At 72.9% G+C, this 16167-nt stretch carries 15 protein-coding genes; 7 read left to right on the forward strand and 8 right to left on the reverse strand.

Annotated elements, in window-relative coordinates:
* Positions 1 to 7 precede the first annotated feature (7 nt).
* The 4 genes from A949_RS0124330 to A949_RS0124345 form a co-directional block, all read right to left on the reverse strand.
* A complete protein-coding gene (locus tag A949_RS0124330) occupies positions 8 to 2866 on the reverse strand; it encodes an NHLP bacteriocin export ABC transporter permease/ATPase subunit (protein ID WP_051019618.1) in 2859 nt (952 codons plus the stop codon).
* 143 nt (positions 2867 to 3009) lie between these two features.
* A complete protein-coding gene (locus tag A949_RS0124335) occupies positions 3010 to 5316 on the reverse strand; it encodes an NHLP family bacteriocin export ABC transporter peptidase/permease/ATPase subunit (RefSeq protein WP_019358651.1) in 2307 nt (768 codons plus the stop codon).
* Positions 5313 to 6119, reverse strand: coding sequence for a DUF2118 domain-containing protein (locus A949_RS0124340; RefSeq protein WP_019358652.1), 807 nt, complete (start codon positions 6117 to 6119; stop codon positions 5313 to 5315). Before A949_RS0124340 ends, A949_RS0124335 begins: the two co-directional genes overlap by 4 nt.
* Positions 6120 to 6318: 199 nt before the next feature.
* Entirely contained in the window at positions 6319 to 6513 is a 195-nt protein-coding gene (locus A949_RS0124345; protein WP_019358653.1) for a hypothetical protein, read from the reverse strand.
* A 389-nt stretch (positions 6514 to 6902) separates the two neighbouring features.
* On the opposite strand from A949_RS0124345, the gene A949_RS0124350 reads away from it, so the two are divergent.
* The 4 genes from A949_RS0124350 to A949_RS0124365 all read left to right on the forward strand — a co-directional run bounded on the left by A949_RS0124350 (position 6903) and on the right by A949_RS0124365 (position 10072).
* On the forward strand, positions 6903 to 7715 hold the full coding sequence (locus A949_RS0124350; RefSeq protein WP_019358654.1) for a TrmH family RNA methyltransferase: 813 nt from the start codon (positions 6903 to 6905) through the stop codon (positions 7713 to 7715).
* Positions 7716 to 7991: 276 nt separating this feature from the next.
* Positions 7992 to 8540 (forward strand): hypothetical protein, encoded by a 549-nt coding sequence (locus A949_RS0124355; protein ID WP_158687630.1) that lies wholly within the window; start codon positions 7992 to 7994, stop codon positions 8538 to 8540.
* A gap of 106 nt (positions 8541 to 8646) precedes the next feature.
* Positions 8647 to 9360 carry an NADPH-dependent F420 reductase gene (gene npdG, locus A949_RS0124360; RefSeq protein WP_026004990.1) on the forward strand — a complete coding sequence of 238 codons (714 nt, stop codon included), beginning with the start codon at positions 8647 to 8649 and terminating at the stop codon, positions 9358 to 9360.
* A gap of 13 nt (positions 9361 to 9373) precedes the next feature.
* A complete protein-coding gene (locus tag A949_RS0124365) occupies positions 9374 to 10072 on the forward strand; it encodes a hypothetical protein (protein ID WP_019358657.1) in 699 nt (232 codons plus the stop codon).
* A 64-nt stretch (positions 10073 to 10136) separates the two neighbouring features.
* Here the strand turns inward: A949_RS0124365 and A949_RS0124370 are convergent, their stop codons facing one another.
* Complete coding sequence (locus A949_RS0124370) at positions 10137 to 10817, reverse strand: TetR/AcrR family transcriptional regulator (RefSeq protein ID WP_019358658.1); 681 nt, start codon at positions 10815 to 10817, stop codon at positions 10137 to 10139.
* A gap of 108 nt (positions 10818 to 10925) precedes the next feature.
* Between A949_RS0124370 and A949_RS0124375 the strand changes: the two genes are divergently transcribed.
* Positions 10926 to 11891, forward strand: a complete 966-nt coding sequence (locus tag A949_RS0124375) for an NAD(P)-dependent alcohol dehydrogenase (protein WP_019358659.1) — start codon at positions 10926 to 10928, stop codon at positions 11889 to 11891.
* Between the two features lie 21 nt (positions 11892 to 11912).
* Here the strand turns inward: A949_RS0124375 and A949_RS38265 are convergent, their stop codons facing one another.
* On the reverse strand, positions 11913 to 12254 hold the full coding sequence (locus A949_RS38265; RefSeq protein ID WP_158687631.1) for a hypothetical protein: 342 nt from the start codon (positions 12252 to 12254) through the stop codon (positions 11913 to 11915).
* A 224-nt stretch (positions 12255 to 12478) separates the two neighbouring features.
* On the opposite strand from A949_RS38265, the gene A949_RS0124385 reads away from it, so the two are divergent.
* Both A949_RS0124385 and A949_RS0124390 read left to right on the forward strand, forming a co-directional pair.
* Positions 12479 to 13960 (forward strand): MFS transporter, encoded by a 1482-nt coding sequence (locus A949_RS0124385; protein WP_019358661.1) that lies wholly within the window; start codon positions 12479 to 12481, stop codon positions 13958 to 13960.
* Between the two features lie 70 nt (positions 13961 to 14030).
* On the forward strand, positions 14031 to 14237 hold the full coding sequence (locus A949_RS0124390; RefSeq protein ID WP_078534171.1) for a hypothetical protein: 207 nt from the start codon (positions 14031 to 14033) through the stop codon (positions 14235 to 14237).
* Positions 14238 to 14247: 10 nt separating this feature from the next.
* Here A949_RS0124390 and A949_RS0124395 read toward each other — a convergent pair whose 3' ends face one another.
* Both A949_RS0124395 and A949_RS0124400 read right to left on the reverse strand, forming a co-directional pair.
* Positions 14248 to 15045, reverse strand: a complete 798-nt coding sequence (locus A949_RS0124395; protein ID WP_019358663.1) for a site-2 protease family protein — start codon at positions 15043 to 15045, stop codon at positions 14248 to 14250.
* A gap of 109 nt (positions 15046 to 15154) precedes the next feature.
* Positions 15155 to 16123 carry an EamA family transporter gene (locus tag A949_RS0124400; RefSeq protein WP_037707518.1) on the reverse strand — a complete coding sequence of 323 codons (969 nt, stop codon included), beginning with the start codon at positions 16121 to 16123 and terminating at the stop codon, positions 15155 to 15157.
* Positions 16124 to 16167: the final 44 nt, after the last annotated feature.

A 16167-nucleotide genomic window follows, 5' to 3' on the forward strand; every position in this document is an offset into this window, starting at 1 on the left:
GCAACCCCTACCGCTGCCTGCGCACCAGTTCGTGGAACAGTCCGTCCGGGTCGGCCAGCAGCTGCGCCGGTGCGCCCTGCTGGACGACCCGCCCCCGCGACATGACGATCACCCGGTCGGCGTCCAGCACCGTGGACAGCCGGTGGGCGATGACGATCCGGGTGGCCCGCAGCTCCCGGGTGGACTCGGTGACCACGCGCTGGGTGGCGTTGTCCAGCGCGCTGGTGGCCTCGTCGAAGAAGAGCAGACGCGGGCGCCGCACCAGCGCCTGCGCGATCATCAGGCGCTGCCGCTGGCCGCCGGAGACGGTGCCGCCGCCGTCGGACAGCATGGTGTGCAGCCCCATCGGCATGGCCTTGATGTCCTCGGCGACGCCCGCCCTGCGCGCCGCCTCCCACACCTCCTCCAGCGGGAAGGTCTCGGCACCGCAGATGCACTCCAGGATGGAGCCCGCGTGCGGCTGCGCGTTCTGCAGGACGACCCCGCACTGGCGGCGCACCGCCGCCTGGTCCAGCGAGGAGAGGTCCTGCCCGTCGTAGCGCACCTCGCCGGAGACCGGCCGCTCGAAGCCGATCAGCAGCCGCAGCAGTGTCGACTTGCCGCAGCCGCTCGCCCCCACGATCGCCACGAACTCCCCGGGCTCCACCCGGAAGGAGACGCCGTCCAGGACCGGCGGCCCGTCCTCGGAGTAGCGGAACGCCACGTCCCGCACCTCCAGCGCGCCCGACAGCGTGCCCGGCTGCACGCTGCCGCCGCGCACCTCGGGCAGCTCCCGCAGCACCGGCTTGAGCTGCTCGTACATCGGCAGTACGGCCGCACACGAGATGAGCGCGTTGGTCAACTGCGTGACGGAGGTCAGCAGCAGCGTCATGGCGGTGGTGAAGGTGAGGAACCCGCTGGGGGACAGGGTGCCCCGGGCCGGACCCGCCAGCAGCACGAACAGCAGCAGCATCGCCAGCGGCAGATAGACCGCGTTGACGACCGTGCTCAGATTGCGGATGCGCCCGGCCCGCCGCTGCAGCTCCCGGCTGCGGGCGAACTCCGTGGCCCAGGCCGCGTACGCGAACGACTCGGCCGCCGCCACCCGCAGCTTCGGCAGCCCCCGCAGCGTCTGGAACGCCTGATTGTTCAGCTTGTTGTTGAGCTTCACCAGCCGGCGCTGCCAGCGCAGCTGCCACAGCCCGGTCGCGGCGAACACCGCCGCGACGACCGTCAGCACCCCCAGCGCCGCGAGGGCGAGCGGCACGCTGTAGGCCAGCAGCAGCACCAGGTTGACCGCGGCCAGGGTGCCGGACTGCACGACGGTCGAGCTGATGCCCGACAGCACCCGTCTGATGGCGCTCACCCCCATGGCGGCGCTGGCCAGCTCCCCGGTGGAGCGCTCGGCGAAGAACCGCGTGGGCAGCCGCAGCAGCCGGTCCCACACCGCGGGTTGCAGACTCGCCTCGATCCGGCCCTCCAGCCGCAGCAGTGCCGTGTTCTGCAGCAGCATGAACGCCGCCGCCACCACCGCCGTGCCCACCAGCCCGAGGGCGGCCTGCACGATGAGACCCTTCTCCGCGGCCGGTACGTACGCGCCGAGCACCTGCCCGGTGGCCACCGGCACCAGCGCACCGAGGCCGACCGCGACGAGCCCGCTCAGCACCAGCGTGAGCAGGTCGCCGCGGGCGCCGTGCAGCGCGAACCGCAGCAGCCGCCGGGCGGGCAGCGGCTGTTCGGGCAGCGGCCGGTAGAACATCACCGCGCGCGGCGCGAAGGCGCCCGCGTTCGACGGGCCGATCCGCCAGCGGCTGCCGCTGCCGGGCTGCACGGCCTCGTACCGGCCGCGCCGCCACAGCAGCGCCACCGGCGCGCCGCTCGCGGCACGGTGGCCCACCAGCGGTCCGGCGTTCTCCTTCCACCAGTCCCCGGACAGCCTCACCGGGCGGGTACGCAGCCCCGAGGTGAGCGCCAGCCGCTCCACGGGGTCCATGCGGTCGTCCCGGGAGAGCCCTTCGGGGGGTGGCCGCAGGGTGACTCCGGCCGCCTCGGCGACCGCCCGGCACACCGCGAGCGTGCTGTCCTCGGTGCGCTCTCCCGCGCCGCCGGGACCGCTCCGTGCCGAGGTGTCGATCGAGGCGAGCAGCGCCTCGTCGGCCTCGGCGCGTACCGTCTCGCCCGCCTCCATCCCGGCGGCCGTGCGGTCCTCGTGGGCGCGCTCCAGCTGGTCGATCCAGCGGTCCAGGGTGGACAGCAGCCGGGCGAGCTGGTCGACCATGAGCTGCCAGGTCGCCCCGTCGACCAGCAGCTCGCCCGCGGTCCCGTACCGCACGCTGCCCGGTGCCACCGGCATCCACAGGATGTCGTCGTCGGTCGCCGGGTCCTGCCCGGCTCCGGACCGCTCGTGCCCGGGGCGGCCGTCCAGCGGGGCCTCGAACAGCGCCCGCAGCCCGCGCCCCACGCCCCGCACGAAGGCGTCCTCCAGCGGGCCGAGCCCGGCCTGGTCGCCGTACGCCGCCGCACCGGCGGTGCCGTAGGCCGGGTACGCGCCGGTGTCGTGGCCGGCGTATCCGCCGGGGCCGTACCCCTCCTGATACTGCGGGAACAGCTCCAGCAGCGGGATCCGGCGCAGCACGGCGCCGCGCACCGGGCGTCCCACCAGCGTGTGCCGGGGTCCCTGGACGGGGCCGAGCAGCAGGGTGCCCGCCGCCAGCCGTCCCAGGAAGTGCCAGTGGCCCTGCCCGGCGGCGTCCACCGCGAACACGTCCATGGCGCCGCCGGCCACCAGCCACAGCACGTGCGGCCCCTCCAGCTCCGGTCCGCCGCCGGGCGTGTGCGCCACCGCCTCGCCGAGCTGCCCGAAGTGCGCGATCACCACGTCGGTCACCGTGCCGGTGCCGGTACCGGTGCCGGTACCGGTGCCGGGCGCCGTGTGGTGCGGCGCGCCGTGCACCGCGGGGTCCGCGGCCGGGTCCACCGCGGGGTGCCGCGGCGGGCCCCCGGCCGGATGGGCGTACGTCACCGGATGCCTCAGTGCTCCTCGACCAGTCGCGCGTACGGGCCCCGCGCGGCCAGCAGTTGTTCGTGCCGTCCCCGCTCCACCGCCGTGCCGCGGTCCAGCACCACGATCTCGTCGCTGTCCCGCACGGTGCTCAGCCGGTGCGCGATCAGCACGCAGGCGCAGCCGCGCCGCCGCAGGTTGTCGATGATGACGGCCTCGGTCTCCGCGTCCAGCGCGCTGGTCACCTCGTCCAGCACCAGGATGCTGGGCCGCCGCACCAGTGCGCGGGCGATCTCCAGCCGCTGCCGCTGGCCCCCGGAGAAGTTGCGGCCGTCCTGCTCGACCCGGCTGTGCAGGCCGCCGGGGCGGCGCGCCACGTCCTCGTGCAGCGCGGCGTCCCGCAGCGCCTCCGCCACCGCGTCGTCGCTGATCGAGGGGTCCCACAGCGCCACGTTGTCCCGCACGGTGCCCTCGAAGAGGAACACGTCCTGGTCGACGAAGGAGACGGAGGCGGCCAGCGCCCCGCGCGGCAGGTCCTCCAGCCGCTGCCCGTCGATGCGGATGGCGCCCTCCCACGGCGTGTACAGACCGGCGATCAGGCGGGAGACGGTGGATTTGCCGCTGCCCGAACCGCCGACCAGCGCGAGCTGCCGACCGGGGCCCACGGCCAGCGACAGCCCGCTCAGCAGGGGCTTGTCCAGCGGGTTGTAGCCGAAGGTGACGTTCTCCAGCGTCACGTGCCCGGCCAGCCGCCGGGTGCTGGCGGGCGGCTCGCGCCGGGTGTAGAGCGGATCGGCGGGAAAGGTCTCCACGTCCTTGAGCCGGGCGACGTCAGCGGCGAAGTCCTGGATGCGGCCCGCCACCGAGTTCAGCCGCGTCAGCGGCGCGGTGAAGCTGGTGACCAGCGCCTGGAACGCGACCAGCAGCCCCGCCGTGATGGCTCCCTCCACCGCCCGCGTCCCGCCGATCAGCAGGATCAGGGCGCTGTTGAGGGTGGCCAGGGTGGGCGCGGTCACGGCCAGCGCGGCGCTCGGCACGCCCAGCCGCTGCTGCACGTCGAGGGTGCCGGCGTGCCGCCCCGCCCAGCGGCGGAAGTAGCCGCTTTCCCCGCCGGTCGCCTTCATCGTCTCGATGAGCTGCAGACCGCTGTAGGAGATGTTGGTCAGCTTGGCCCGTTCGGCACGCAGCTTCTGCGTGCCGGTGGCCCGCATCCGCACCACCACCCGCATCGCCACCACGTTCAGCAGTGCCACACCCACGCCGACGAGGGTCAGCTGCGGGTCGTAGGTCCACAGCAGCGCCGCGTAGCCCACCACGACCACCGCGTCCACCCCCGCCGCCGCCAGGTCCCGGGCCAGCGTCTCGGCGACGGTGTCGTTGGACTGCAGGCGCTGGACGAGATCGGCCGGGTTGCGCTGCGCGAAGAAGGTCACCGGCAGCCGCAGCAGATGCCGCAGGAACCGGGCGCTGCTGAGTGTGGAGGAGATCAGCCGGGCACGCAGCAGGTTGCCCTGCTGGATCGCGGTCAGCACGCCGGTCAGCAGGACGGCGGCGCCCATGGCGGTGAACAGCACCTTCAGCAGCGAGTCCTGCCCGCCGAAGACGAAGCTGTCGATGTAGGTGCGGCTGAGCGCGGGCACCGAGGCGCCGACGACGACCAGCAGGAAGCTGGCCACCAGCGCCGCGAGCATCGCGCCCGAGGTGCCGCGCAGCCGCGCGGGCAGCGCGGCCGTCACCCCGGGCCTGCGGCCGCCCCGGCGGAAGTCCTCGGCGGGCGTGAAGGTCAGCACCACGCCGGTGAAGGAGGAGTCGAACTCCTCCATGGGCACGAATCTGCGCCCGCGGGCCGGGTCGTTGATGTGCACGCCGCGGCGGCCGAAGCGGCGGCCGAGCCCGTCGAGGACGACGTAGTGGTTGAACTCCCAGAACAGGATGGCCGGCGCCCGCACCTCGGCCAGCGCCGCGGGCTCCATCTGCATCCCCTTGGCCGTCAGCCCGTAGCCGCGTGCCGCCTTCAGCAGGCTGCTGGCCCGGGAGCCGTCCCGGGAGACGCCGCAGGCGATGCGCAGCTCCTCCAGCGGTACGTGCCGCCCGTGGTGTCCCAGCACCATGGCCAGCGCCGCGGCGCCGCACTCGACGGCCTCCATCTGGAGCACGGTGGGCGTCCGTACGCTGCGCTGCCCGCCCTTGGGCGCCGTCCGCGACCGTCCGGTGCGGGGCGCGGGCGCCGTGCCGCCGCCGCGGTGCCTGCGCCGGTGCTGCTGCGCGCGCTGCCGCGGGCCCGGCTCCGGGCCCGGTTCGGGGGCCTGTTCGGCGGCCTGCTGACGAGCGGTCACGGCAGCAGCCAGTCGACGGGCCGCTGTGCCGCGAGATGCACGGCGCCGCGCACCGGCGTCGCGGACTCGGGCGCCGACTCGGGGCCCCCGCCCCGGGACCAGACGTACCCCGAAGCCGACGAAGCGGAGCGGTCCAGCCGTACCTGGACGGCCAGCGGACGGCCCCCGCGGGTGAAGGTGCGCGCCAGCTCCTCGTCCCCCAGGAAGCCGCTGATCTGCTCCCGGCTCTGCGGAGTCCGGCCCACGGCCCGCACCGTGCCGCGCAGCAGGCCGTACCGTTCCGCGGACACGGAGCCCACGGTCAGGTCGACCGCGGCGCCCACCCGCACGGTCGTGCCCTTGTCGGCCGGTACGTAGACCATCGCCACCAGCGGATCGTCCGGCCCCTCGACGCGCTCGACGGTCGCCACGTCCGCGCCCGTGGTCACCACCGCACCGGTCTCGGCGGCCAGGGACGTCACCCGTCCGCGCGCCACCGCGCGGACGGCGCGTACACCGCGGGCCGTGTGCACGCTCACCACCGGCGCCCCCTTGTCCACCCGCTGCCCGGCCTCCGCGTGCACGGCGGTCACCTGGCCGGAGACGGGGCTCTGCAGCAGATAGCTGCCCTCGGCACGGGTCAGGACGCCGGGTGCGGTGAGCTTGGACGAGACGGTTCCGGTGACGGCCCACACACAGCCCGCCGCCATCACCACGAGGGTGACGACGAGGACGAGCAGGCCCTGCGGCCGTGCGAAACGCACCGGAACGTCGAGTTCTTCGGGCGACTGCAACTTGGCAAGCGCCTTCTTGCGGAACTCCACGGCACCTTCCCTTACCTTTCCTTCACGCGATTTCCGCGATCGTTCACCGGGATGTCGAAAGCGGCACGTGACCGTGCGCATAAGCCCCGGAACGAGGTTCCGGGGCTTATGCATGGCCCCACGTCAGAAGAATTGGGAACACTTCCGGGATGACGCGGGAAAGGTGTCGGTCAAGGACACCTGTCTCCTGGCCGAGAGGTCAGGACTGAGCGCCGAGGGAGACGCCGACGCTCGGCAGGCCGTCGGTGCTCACACCGTTGACGGTGTTGCCGACCAGGCCCTCGACGCCGTCGACGGTGCCGGCGGCCGAACCGAGGGTCTCGTTCAGCAGGCCGCCGGAGACGGCGTCCAGCTCGGCGTCGGCAAGCTCGGCGGTCTCGATCTGGTGACGCATGAATGCGCTTCCCTTCATTGCTTTCGGGTTATGAGGGGGACTCGCCCCGGGCGGCACAAAATGCCGATCGGGGCGCTCATCAACCGGGCGTTGGGCACGTCCGGAAAACCGGACGAACACGAACCGGTAGCACCGGTTCCGCCCGACTGCCCAGAAAGACAAACACGCCGCCGCAGTTGCTCGCCACTTGAGGCGCCACTCGTCTCAAGATCTCCACATGGTGCACCGCCTGTCGATGAAAAGGCACAGCCCTGCCCCCTTGTGAGGCGTTTCCGGAGAGTGGCCCGGGGGACCGCGTGCGGCCCGCGCGGCGCCGACGGGAGCCGACGGGAGCCGACGGGAGCCGACGAGAACCGGAGGGTGCCCCGGCGCCCGATATTCTCTGCCGGATGCGCACCGTCCACCGGCGTACCCGGGTCACCACTCGCAACGCACGCTTCCAGCAGTGGCAGGCCCTGCTGACGAACCGCACCAAGCGGCAGCGCGCGGGGGAGTTCCTGGTCCAGGGTGTCCGCCCGATCTCCCTGGCGGTGGAAGCCGGCTGGCCGATCGGCGCCCTGCTGTACGCCGAGGGCCGCAGGCTGTCGAAGTGGGCGCACGAACTCCTCGACTCGCCCGTCCCCGGCGAGCGCGTCGCCATGGCCCCCGAGCTGCTGGCCGAACTCAGCGAGCGCGAGGAGGGCGACGCCGAACTCGTCGCCGTCGCCGGGATGCCGCAGGACGACCTGGACCGCATCCCCGTCGGCCCGGCCTTCCTCGGCGTCCTCTTCGACCGTCCCACCAGCCCCGGCAACATCGGAACCCTCATCCGCGCCGCGGACGCCTTCGGCGCGGACGGGCTCGTCGTCAGCGGCCACGCCGCCGACGTCTACGACCCCAAGTGCGTCCGCGCCAGCACCGGCTCCCTCTTCTCGCTGCCCGCCGTCCGCGTCGGCTCCCCGCGCCAGGTGGACGACTGGCTCTCCGGCCGCGGCGTCACCGTCGTCGGCACCGACGAACACGGCGAGACCCCGCTCTTCGACGCCGACCTGACCGGCCCGCTCCTCCTCCTGGTCGGCAACGAGGCCACCGGCCTCAGCGCCACCTGGCGACAGCGCTGCGACCGCACCGTCCACATCCCCATGCACGGTGCCGCCTCGTCCCTCAACGCCGCCGGCGCGGCGACGGCAGCCCTCTACGAGGCGGCCCGCCAGCGCCGATGAGCCCTCCCGGGACCGGTGCCCCGCGGAACCGGCCCGTCCGCCGATGCGGTTGACCCGGCGGACGGGCCGGCCGGTAAAGTGCTCGCTTCGTCACGGCACGCACACGTGCGGAAGGGCTGCGGGACGCCGGGAAAGGATGACGGGTGGAGGGAGCGCTGGATGCTTTTCAGGCGGGCTCCCACTCTGCCGGGCAGCACGGCGGCGCGCCCCCGAGCCAGTAGGAGCGTTACCGGTGTCGGGCGCCGTCGGGGCGCTCTGCTGATCGCCGTCGCCTCGGTGCTGGTACTGGCTTCGTGCGCCGGCGGAGCCGAGCGGAAGTATGCGGTCCCTGAGCGCCTGTGCGGCCTGGACCTGGGGCAGGAGAACTATGCGGCTCTCTTCGGTCCAGGGAAGAAGCTGGAGAAGGATTCCCTCGCCGAATGGGGGGAGATGCATGTGACGACGCAGGGCTGTCGCTACCTGGTGGACGGCCTTCCCAGGGTCGACGTGAACGGTTACTGGGCCAAACAGAACGACGAGGTGGCCCCCTCGACTCCGCATGAGCAGATCAAGGCGCACAACACTCCGGAGAGGCCGCGGAGATACAAGGGGCCGTACGAGGTGGCCACCTGGTCCGGCGGGGCTGTTGCCGCTGTGGACTGCCGGCGGCCGAACGGGGATCCGGACAAGGACTTCACCCGGTTTCTGATCGACGTCAGTACGGACGCTCCTCTCGACGAGGATCCGGAGCGTGCTCACGAAGTGTTCGGCAAGCTGGCGGAGCTCGTCATGGCAAAGGTCGTGGGGAAGCTGTCCTGCCAGGAGGGGAGCGGGTCGGCGGGGTGAGGTCCGGCTCGTGAGGCCGGTGGACCGGCGCGCGGGTGGGCGACGTGATCACCCTCACGAGGTGGTCGCCGCGTAACCCTCGGCGAGCGATGGCAGGATGCGCCGTATGACTTCTGCTGCCTCGTCCGATGCCAAAGCCGCCGCGCCCAGGAAGGACCCCTGGGAGCTGCCCGATGTGTCCGGGATGACGGTGGGGGTGCTCGGGGGCACCGGGGACCAGGGGCGCGGGCTGGCGTACCGGCTGGCGCGGAGCGGGCTGGCCGTCATCATCGGGTCGCGGGCCGCCGAGCGGGCGCAGCAGGCCGCCGACGAGATCGGGCACGGGGTGCGCGGCGCGGACAACGCCGCCTGCGCCCGGGAGTCCGACATCGTCATCGTCGCCGTCCCGTGGGAGGGGCACGCCAAGACGATCGAGTCGCTGCGCGAGGAGCTGACCGGCAAGCTCGTGGTGGACTGTGTCAACCCGCTCGGGTTCGACAAGAAGGGCGCCTACGCGCTGGTGCCGGAGGAGGGCAGCGCCGCCCAGCAGGCCGCCGCGCTGCTGCCGGAGTCGCGGGTGACGGCCGCGTTCCACCATCTGTCCGCCGTGCTGCTCTCCGACCCGGAGGTCGAGGAGATCGAGACCGATGTGATGGTGCTGGGCGAGGTGCGGGCGGACTGCGAGATCGTGCAGGCCCTGGCCGCCCGGATCCCCGGGATGCGCGGGGTGTTCGCCGGGCGGCTGCGCAACGCGCACCAGGTGGAGTCCCTGGTGGCCAACCTCATTTCCGTCAACCGGCGCTACAAGGCGCACGCGGGCGTGCGGCTCACCGACATCTGAGGAGCGGAGCGGGGTGGGCAAGTGGCGGATCCCCGGCGGCGGCCTGACGGTCGCCGTCGTGATCGCCGCCGTGCTCGCGAGCTGTTCCGGCCTGGGCGAGGACGGCGACAGAGGCGACGACGGGAACGGCGACAGCGGTGACGGCGGCCGGGGTGGGGGCCGGGCTGAGAAGTCCGCGTCCGCGCCGCTGAGCGTCGCCGCCGTCGGGCGGATGGCCGCCGGGCCGGGATCCCGCTGCCCTGTCCGCTACGACATGGCGGGTGCGGCGCGTGCGGCGGGTGTGCACGGCCCTGTCGAGAACGGCCCGGTCGAGGGCGAGCTGCCCGACGCCGCTGACTCGCCGCTGGCGCAGTCGGACGGCGCACTGGTGGACTGCGGCTACCGCCTCGGCGAGGAGCAGGTGCGCCTCTTCACCGTCGGTGTCGCCAAGGGGTACGCCGTCAGCGTGCTGCTTCCGCAGATCCAGCACGACGCGGGCATCCTCATGGACGACCTGCTCGACTACGCGGGCCGGGCGCAGCGCGCGAAGCGGGGCGAGGCTTTGCTCACCTCCAGCGGGAACGTCGCCGCGGTGCGGCTGCCGGTCACCGGGGAGGGCGATGTCGCCCTCGTCCTCAGCATCGGCGAGCACCGCACCCGGCTCTCCGAGGAGCAGGTGACGGAGCTGGCCACCCGGCTCGCGAAGCAGGCCCGGGGCCGGGCCCCCGATTAGGGCCTGTTGCGACAGTGGCACGGTCGCCTGAAGAAGTGGGTCACGCGGCAGGCGCCGCTTCGTATCAGGCTCTGGAGGGGTGCTGTCCCTGGGAGCCGTCGGCCGCGAGCGGAAGACTGCGCAGCGACAGTGCGCTCGGTGCCGGCAGCGCTTCGTGGGCTGCCTCGGCGCGGAACGACTGGAGCAGATACGCCACCAGGCGCCGGGACGCCGCACGGTCACCCGGCAGTGCGGTGACCAGACCGCAGTGGGACAACAGGGCTACGGCAAAGTCCGAGGGGTGGAAGTCGGCTCGCAGCGCGCCCGCCGCCTGAGCCCTGCGGACCAGGGTCACGAAGTCCCGCTCGGCCTGTTCCCGTACTCGCGCGTGTTCTCGTGGGCTGTCCGGAAATGCCGCGACGAACGCGGCCGGGAAGCCGCGTTCCTCCCGTTGCAGTTCACAGACCGTCTCGACCAGCCGCTGGAAGCCCTGCCACGGTTCCGGGTCGGCCAGCGCCTCGGTGAGCGCCCGAGCACAGGTGTCCATCTGGTGCGCGAACGTGGCCCGCACGAGGGCGTCCCGCGTCGGGAAACGCCGGTACAGCGTCGCCACGCCGACCCCCGCCCGTCGGGCCACGGTCGCCATGGGCGCGTCGATGCCGTGCTCGGCGAAGACCACGCGGGCAGCCGAGAGGATGCGCTGCCGGTTGCGCCGGGCGTCCGTCCGCAGACTGTCCTGCCCCGCGATCCGAGAGGATTCCCCCACCGCTGTCTCTCACCTCCGGTCATATGGACGACCTCGTCCGATTGCCAGCCTACGCTCGGCCCCACGATCCCCCGCATGGCCACTGGTGGCGAAGGTGAGAACGCAGCGATGGGCGACCGCATGATGAAAGCCGTACTGTTCGACCGCTTCGGCGGCCCCGAGGTGCTGTATGTGGGCCGGGTGCCACGTCCCGGACCGGCACCCGGCGAGGTCCTCGTGCGCGTGTGCGCGTTCAGCGTGAACGGCGGCGAACTGGCGGCCCGTTCCGGTCGGGCCCGCCTCGTCACCGGCCGGAAGTTCCCGCAGCGCATCGGGCTGGACTTCACTGGCGAGATCGCCGCACTCGGCACGGGCGCGACTGGCGTTGCGGTCGGCGACCAGGTGTGGGGCGTCCTGGGCCGCAGCTCCGGATTCGGCAGCGCCGCCGAGTACGTGACGGTACGGCCCGAGCGGCTCGGCCGGGTCCCGGACGGGCTGGGCCTCGTGGCCGCCGCCGCATTGCCGGTGGCCACCACGGCGGTCACGGCTCTCCGCGACAAGGCCGCACTGAGCCCCGGCGAACGGCTGCTCGTACGGGGCGCGGCGGGCGGCGTCGGCAACGCCGCCGTCCAGCTCGGACAGGCGTACGGCGCCGAGGTCACGGCCCTGGCCCGCGCTGCCAACCTCGACTTCGTCCGTACGCTCGGTGCCCACCATGCTGTCGACCACCGGACCGTGTCCCCTGCGGAACTGGGACTGTTCGACGTGGTCCTCGACACGGCGGGCACCGACCTGCGTACCGTACGGCGGATGCTGAAGCCCGGCGGACGCATGGTCGCCATCTCCTTCGACCTGACGCGGCCCGCCGCCTCGCTGGGCTACATCGCGGCCAGCGCCGTCCACGGACGCGGACGGGTGCGCTTCTTCAGCGGCAACCCCGAACGTGCGCTCTTCGACGACCTCGCCCGCCAGGTGGCGGAGGGGAAGCTGCGGCCGGCGGTGGACACGGTCTTCCCGCTGGAAGAGACGGCGGCGGCGCACCGGGCGCTGGAGGCGGGCGGGGTGCGGGGCAAGTACGTGGTCAGGGTCGACTAGGGTTTGTCGGGAATGCGCTGGTCACAGCCACTCGTTGAGGACTGCGGCCGCCTCGGCCTCGGCCTGTGCCCGGCGCGAGGTTTCCGTGTCCCCGCTGCGCTGCGCGAGGTCCGCGCGCAGTACCAGCAGTCGCAGCAGTTCCCCGGGCGCGGGGCGCTCGTCCGGGATTCCGAGTGCGCGGTCGATGATCCGCGCGGCGCCGGGCAGATCCTTCTTGGCGTCGGCCAGGAGGGTGGCCCGAAGAAGTGCAGCTGGATGCCGCCGCGCTGGACGACCGCGTACGGGTTGGGGCGCCGCTGCCGGAAGGTCACCTCGAAGCCGAGGGGCGTGGAGAAGTCCAGAACCGGTTCGAGGGTCCGGCACGGCAGGATCGGAACGGTGGATTCTTCCATGCACCCACTCTAGTCAAATTTGAATACCTTGAGGTGTGCTCCGTGTGCTGCGCGCGCCCGCGCACCGGAAGACCACGCACACCGCGTCCGCCCGGAGGCCCGGCCCCGGGCGCGTCGCGGACATGCGGGCCGTGCCCCGACCATGATGGGGTCGGTGAAGGCGGGTCGCGGGGCGCGCCCGCCGGGGAGGCACTGATGGCACAGCAGCCCGAACCCGCCTCCGGGCGGGCCGGGACGACGGCGGACGAGCAGCCGTACACACCGGATCCGCGGCGCTGGAAGGCCCTGTCGGTATGTCTGATCGTCGGCTTCATGTCCCTGCTGGACGTCTCCATCGTCAACGTCGCGCTGCCCGCGATCGAGAAGGGGCTGGCCGCCTCGCAGTCCGCCCTCTCCTGGGTCGTCTCCGGATACGCCCTCACCTTCGGCCTCGTCCTCGTCCCCGCCGGCCGGGTCGGGGACGCACTCGGCAGGCGCACCGCCTTCCTCGGCGGGCTGGTCCTGTTCACCGCCGCTTCCATGGCCTGCGGTTTCGCCCAGGGAGCCGGCTGGCTGGTGGGGTCACGCGGAGTGCAGGGCGTGGGCGGCGGGCTGCTGATGCCGCAGATCTCCGGAATGATCCAGCAGCTCTTCCGGGGGGCCGAGCGCGGCAAGGCGTTCGGACTGCTCGGCTCCACCATCGGCCTGTCCACCGCCGTCGGACCGCTGCTGGGCGGGCTGCTCATCCAGATCTTCGGCGCGGCGGAGGGCTGGCGCTGGGTGTTCTTCGTGAACCTGCCCATCGGCATCGTCGCGTTCCTGCTGGCGCTGCGGCTGGTGCCGCACGCCTGCGCCGAGCGCGACACCGGGCACCGGCACAGCCTCGACCCGGTCGGTGTGGCGCTGCTGGGCTCGGGGGTGCTGGCGCTGCTGCTGCCGCTGGTGGAGGAGCGGCAGTGGCACGGGCAGGGCAAGTGGCTGCTGGTTCCCGTCGGCGCGCTGCTGATCTGCGCGTTCGTGGGGTGGGAGCGGGTCTACCAGCGGCGGGGCAGGGAGCCCCTGGTGGATCTGCGGCTCTTCCGGGACCGCTCGTACTCGCTGGGCGCCCTGCTGGGGCTGGTCTACTTCGCCGGGTTCACCACGATCTTCTTCATCTTCACCCTCTTCCTGCAGAACGGCATGGGCTACACCGCGCTGCAGGCCGGACTGACCCTGACGCCCTTCGCCGTCGGCTCGGCGATCTCGTCGGCCATCGGCGGCCGGTTCATCACCCGCGTGGGCCGTCCGCTGATCGCCGTCGGGCTGGGGCTGGTGCTGACCGGTCTCGCGGGCGCGGCGCTCGCGGTGCACGAGGTGCAGAACAGCGGGGTCGGCTGGGCGCTGACCGGGCCGATGCTCTGGGCGGGGCTCGGCTCCGGGCTGGTCATCTCCCCGAACCAGACGCTGGCCCTGCGGTCGGTGCCCGTCGCGCAGGGCGGGGCGGCGGGCGGGGTGATCCAGACCGGCCAGCGGATCGGTTCGGCCGCCGGGATCGCCGCGGTGGGCGCGGTCTTCTTCGCCCGGCTGGCCGGCAGCCGCAACTGGGCGACCGCACTGGACTACGGTCTGCTCACCGCCGTGTGTTTCGTCGCGGCCGCGCTGGTGGTGGCCGTCGCAGACGTCCTGTACGGGCGGCGCGCCGCGCGCCGGGAGGAGTGAGGGAGAATGTCCGGTGCGCACGTCCGTGCGTACGCAGCGCACCACCGCACCCCTCGTTGGAGACCGAGCCATGCCAGCCCCCGCCCGCCGCATGCCCCAGGGCCTCGCCCGCTACGCGACCCTCATCTGTGTCCTGGCCGCCGTCGCGGCTGTGGTCTCCTTCGCCAACGGGAGCTGGCTCGGTGTCGTGTGGGTACTGCTGGCGGGCCTGACCTCGAACATGGCCTGGTACTACCACCGCAGGACGGCGCGGCCCGCGGAGCGCCAGGACGTCTGAGGCGGCTCGCTCAGGGGACGAACACGTTCTGGGGTTCGCCCTCCCAGAAGCGGAAGTACTCCAGCCCCAGATAGGTCTCCGGTTCGGAGACGTCCATACCCCGCAGCAGGGTGTCGACGAAGTCCCAGAAGACCTCGTTGACCTGCGGAATCCACAAGCACCCGAAGACGATCAGCAGCCCGAACGGAGCGAGTGGCTCCGCCTGCTGCCGGGCGCGGGGCGACAGCCAGGGTTCCAGGACGCCGAAGCCGTCGAGCCCCGGCACGGGCAGCAGGTTCAGCAGCGCGGCGGTCACCTGGAGCAGCGCGAGAAAGGCCAGCGCGCAGCGGAAGGCGACGGGGACGTCGTGCATCGCGCCGAGCCAGAACGGTGCCGTGAGCACGGCCGCGAACAGCGCGTTCGTCAGCGGTCCGGCCGCCGAGATCAGGCTGTGCCGCCAGCGGCCCCTGATCCGGCCGCGTTCGATGTAGACCGCACCGCCGGGCAGGCCGATGCCGCCGAGGACGACGAAGAGCACCGGCAGCACGATGCTGAGCATGGCGTGCGTGTAGTGCAGCGGGTTCAGCGTCAGATATCCCTTCGCCCCCACGGACACGTCTCCGGCCCGCAGCGCCGACCGGGCGTGCGCGTACTCGTGCAGGCACAGCGAGATGATCCATCCGGAGACGACGAAGAAGAACACGGCGACGCCCGTCACCTCGGCCCAGCCGGCCCAGACAGCCCAGCCGGAGACCGCCATGATCGCGACGAGACCGAGGAAGACCGGGCTGATCCGGTGATGGTCCGGGTGGGTGGCGGTGCTGGTCATGGATCCAGACCGTACCCGCAGCGGCCGGAGCCCGCGAACCCCGCGTCCGATACCGGCCGTTGGGGCCGACTGGCCCGCCGGAGCAGTCTTCGGCGGGCCAGGAACAGGGTCACCGCGCCGCGGCCGAGGACTTCGGCGCCGCTCCGGAGGCTGCCGGGGACACGTCCGGGGGCGCCTCCGCGGCGGCTGCCGCGGGAGCCCGGGCCGCCACCCCCCGTCCGCCGCGCCGTCCCGCCAGCGACACCAGCGTGACGCCGCCGATCAGCAGCGCGGCGGCCAGGGCGTCCGGCGCGGTGATGCGTTCGCCCAGCAGCACCGCTGCCGAGGTCATGCCGAAGACCGGCACCAGCAGTGAGAAGGGTGCCACGGCCGAGGCGTCGTAGTGCCGCAGCAGGAATCCCCAGGCGGCGAAGCCGAAGAGGGTCGCGACCCAGGCGACGAAGCAGACGGCGCCGAGCCCGCCGAGGTCGAGGGAGCGCAGCGCGGCGAGGTCGGCGGCGGGGCCTTCGAAGAGGAGGGAGAGCACCGCCAGCGGCAGCGGCGGGACGAGACTCACCCACACCATCCACGAGAGCGCGTCCGGGGGTGCCGCCTTCCGGGTCAGCACGTTGGACACGCCCCAGGCCGCGGCCGCCGCGACGACCAGGAGGAAGCCGCCCAGCGGGCCCGCCGAGCCCTGCCCCGCGCCGGCCACCGCGATCCCGGCCAGCGCCACCGCCATACCGGTCAGCCGCACCCTGCCGAGTCGTTCGTGCAGGAAAGCGGCGGCGAAGACGGCGGTGAAGACCGCCTGCACCTGGAGGACGAGTGAGGAGAGTCCCGCGGGCATCCCGGCGCGCATCCCGATGAACAGCAGCCCGAATTTCGCCACTCCCAGGGCCAGCCCGACGGCGACGATCCAGCGCAGCGCGACGCCGGGGCGGCGGACGAGGAAGACGGCGGGGAGCGCGGCGACCAGGAAGCGCAGCGCGGAGAAGAGCAGCGGCGGGAAGTGCCGCAGCCCGATGTCGATGACGACGAAATTGACACCCCAGACGGCGGTGACGAGGACGGCGAGGGCGCAGTGGAGGGGACGCAGGCGCATGCTCCGATCGTCGCGGGCCGGACCGTTCAGTACCAGCA

Source organism: Streptomyces sp. AA1529, assembly GCF_000280905.1.
GTDB lineage: Bacteria > Actinomycetota > Actinomycetes > Streptomycetales > Streptomycetaceae > Streptomyces.

What these genes read in the sequence shown, in the direction of transcription:
- A949_RS0124345 (WP_019358653.1), bottom strand. Translation starts at nt 6,513, where the DNA reads ATGCGTCACCAGATCGAGACCGCCGAGCTTGCCGACGCCGAGCTGGAC.
- A949_RS0124350 (WP_019358654.1), top strand. Translation starts at nt 6,903, where the DNA reads ATGCGCACCGTCCACCGGCGTACCCGGGTCACCACTCGCAACGCACGC.
- npdG (WP_026004990.1), top strand. Translation starts at nt 8,647, where the DNA reads ATGACTTCTGCTGCCTCGTCCGATGCCAAAGCCGCCGCGCCCAGGAAG.
- A949_RS0124375 (WP_019358659.1), top strand. Translation starts at nt 10,926, where the DNA reads ATGGGCGACCGCATGATGAAAGCCGTACTGTTCGACCGCTTCGGCGGC.
- A949_RS0124385 (WP_019358661.1), top strand. Translation starts at nt 12,479, where the DNA reads ATGGCACAGCAGCCCGAACCCGCCTCCGGGCGGGCCGGGACGACGGCG.
- A949_RS0124390 (WP_078534171.1), top strand. Translation starts at nt 14,031, where the DNA reads ATGCCAGCCCCCGCCCGCCGCATGCCCCAGGGCCTCGCCCGCTACGCG.
- A949_RS0124395 (WP_019358663.1), bottom strand. Translation starts at nt 15,045, where the DNA reads ATGACCAGCACCGCCACCCACCCGGACCATCACCGGATCAGCCCGGTC.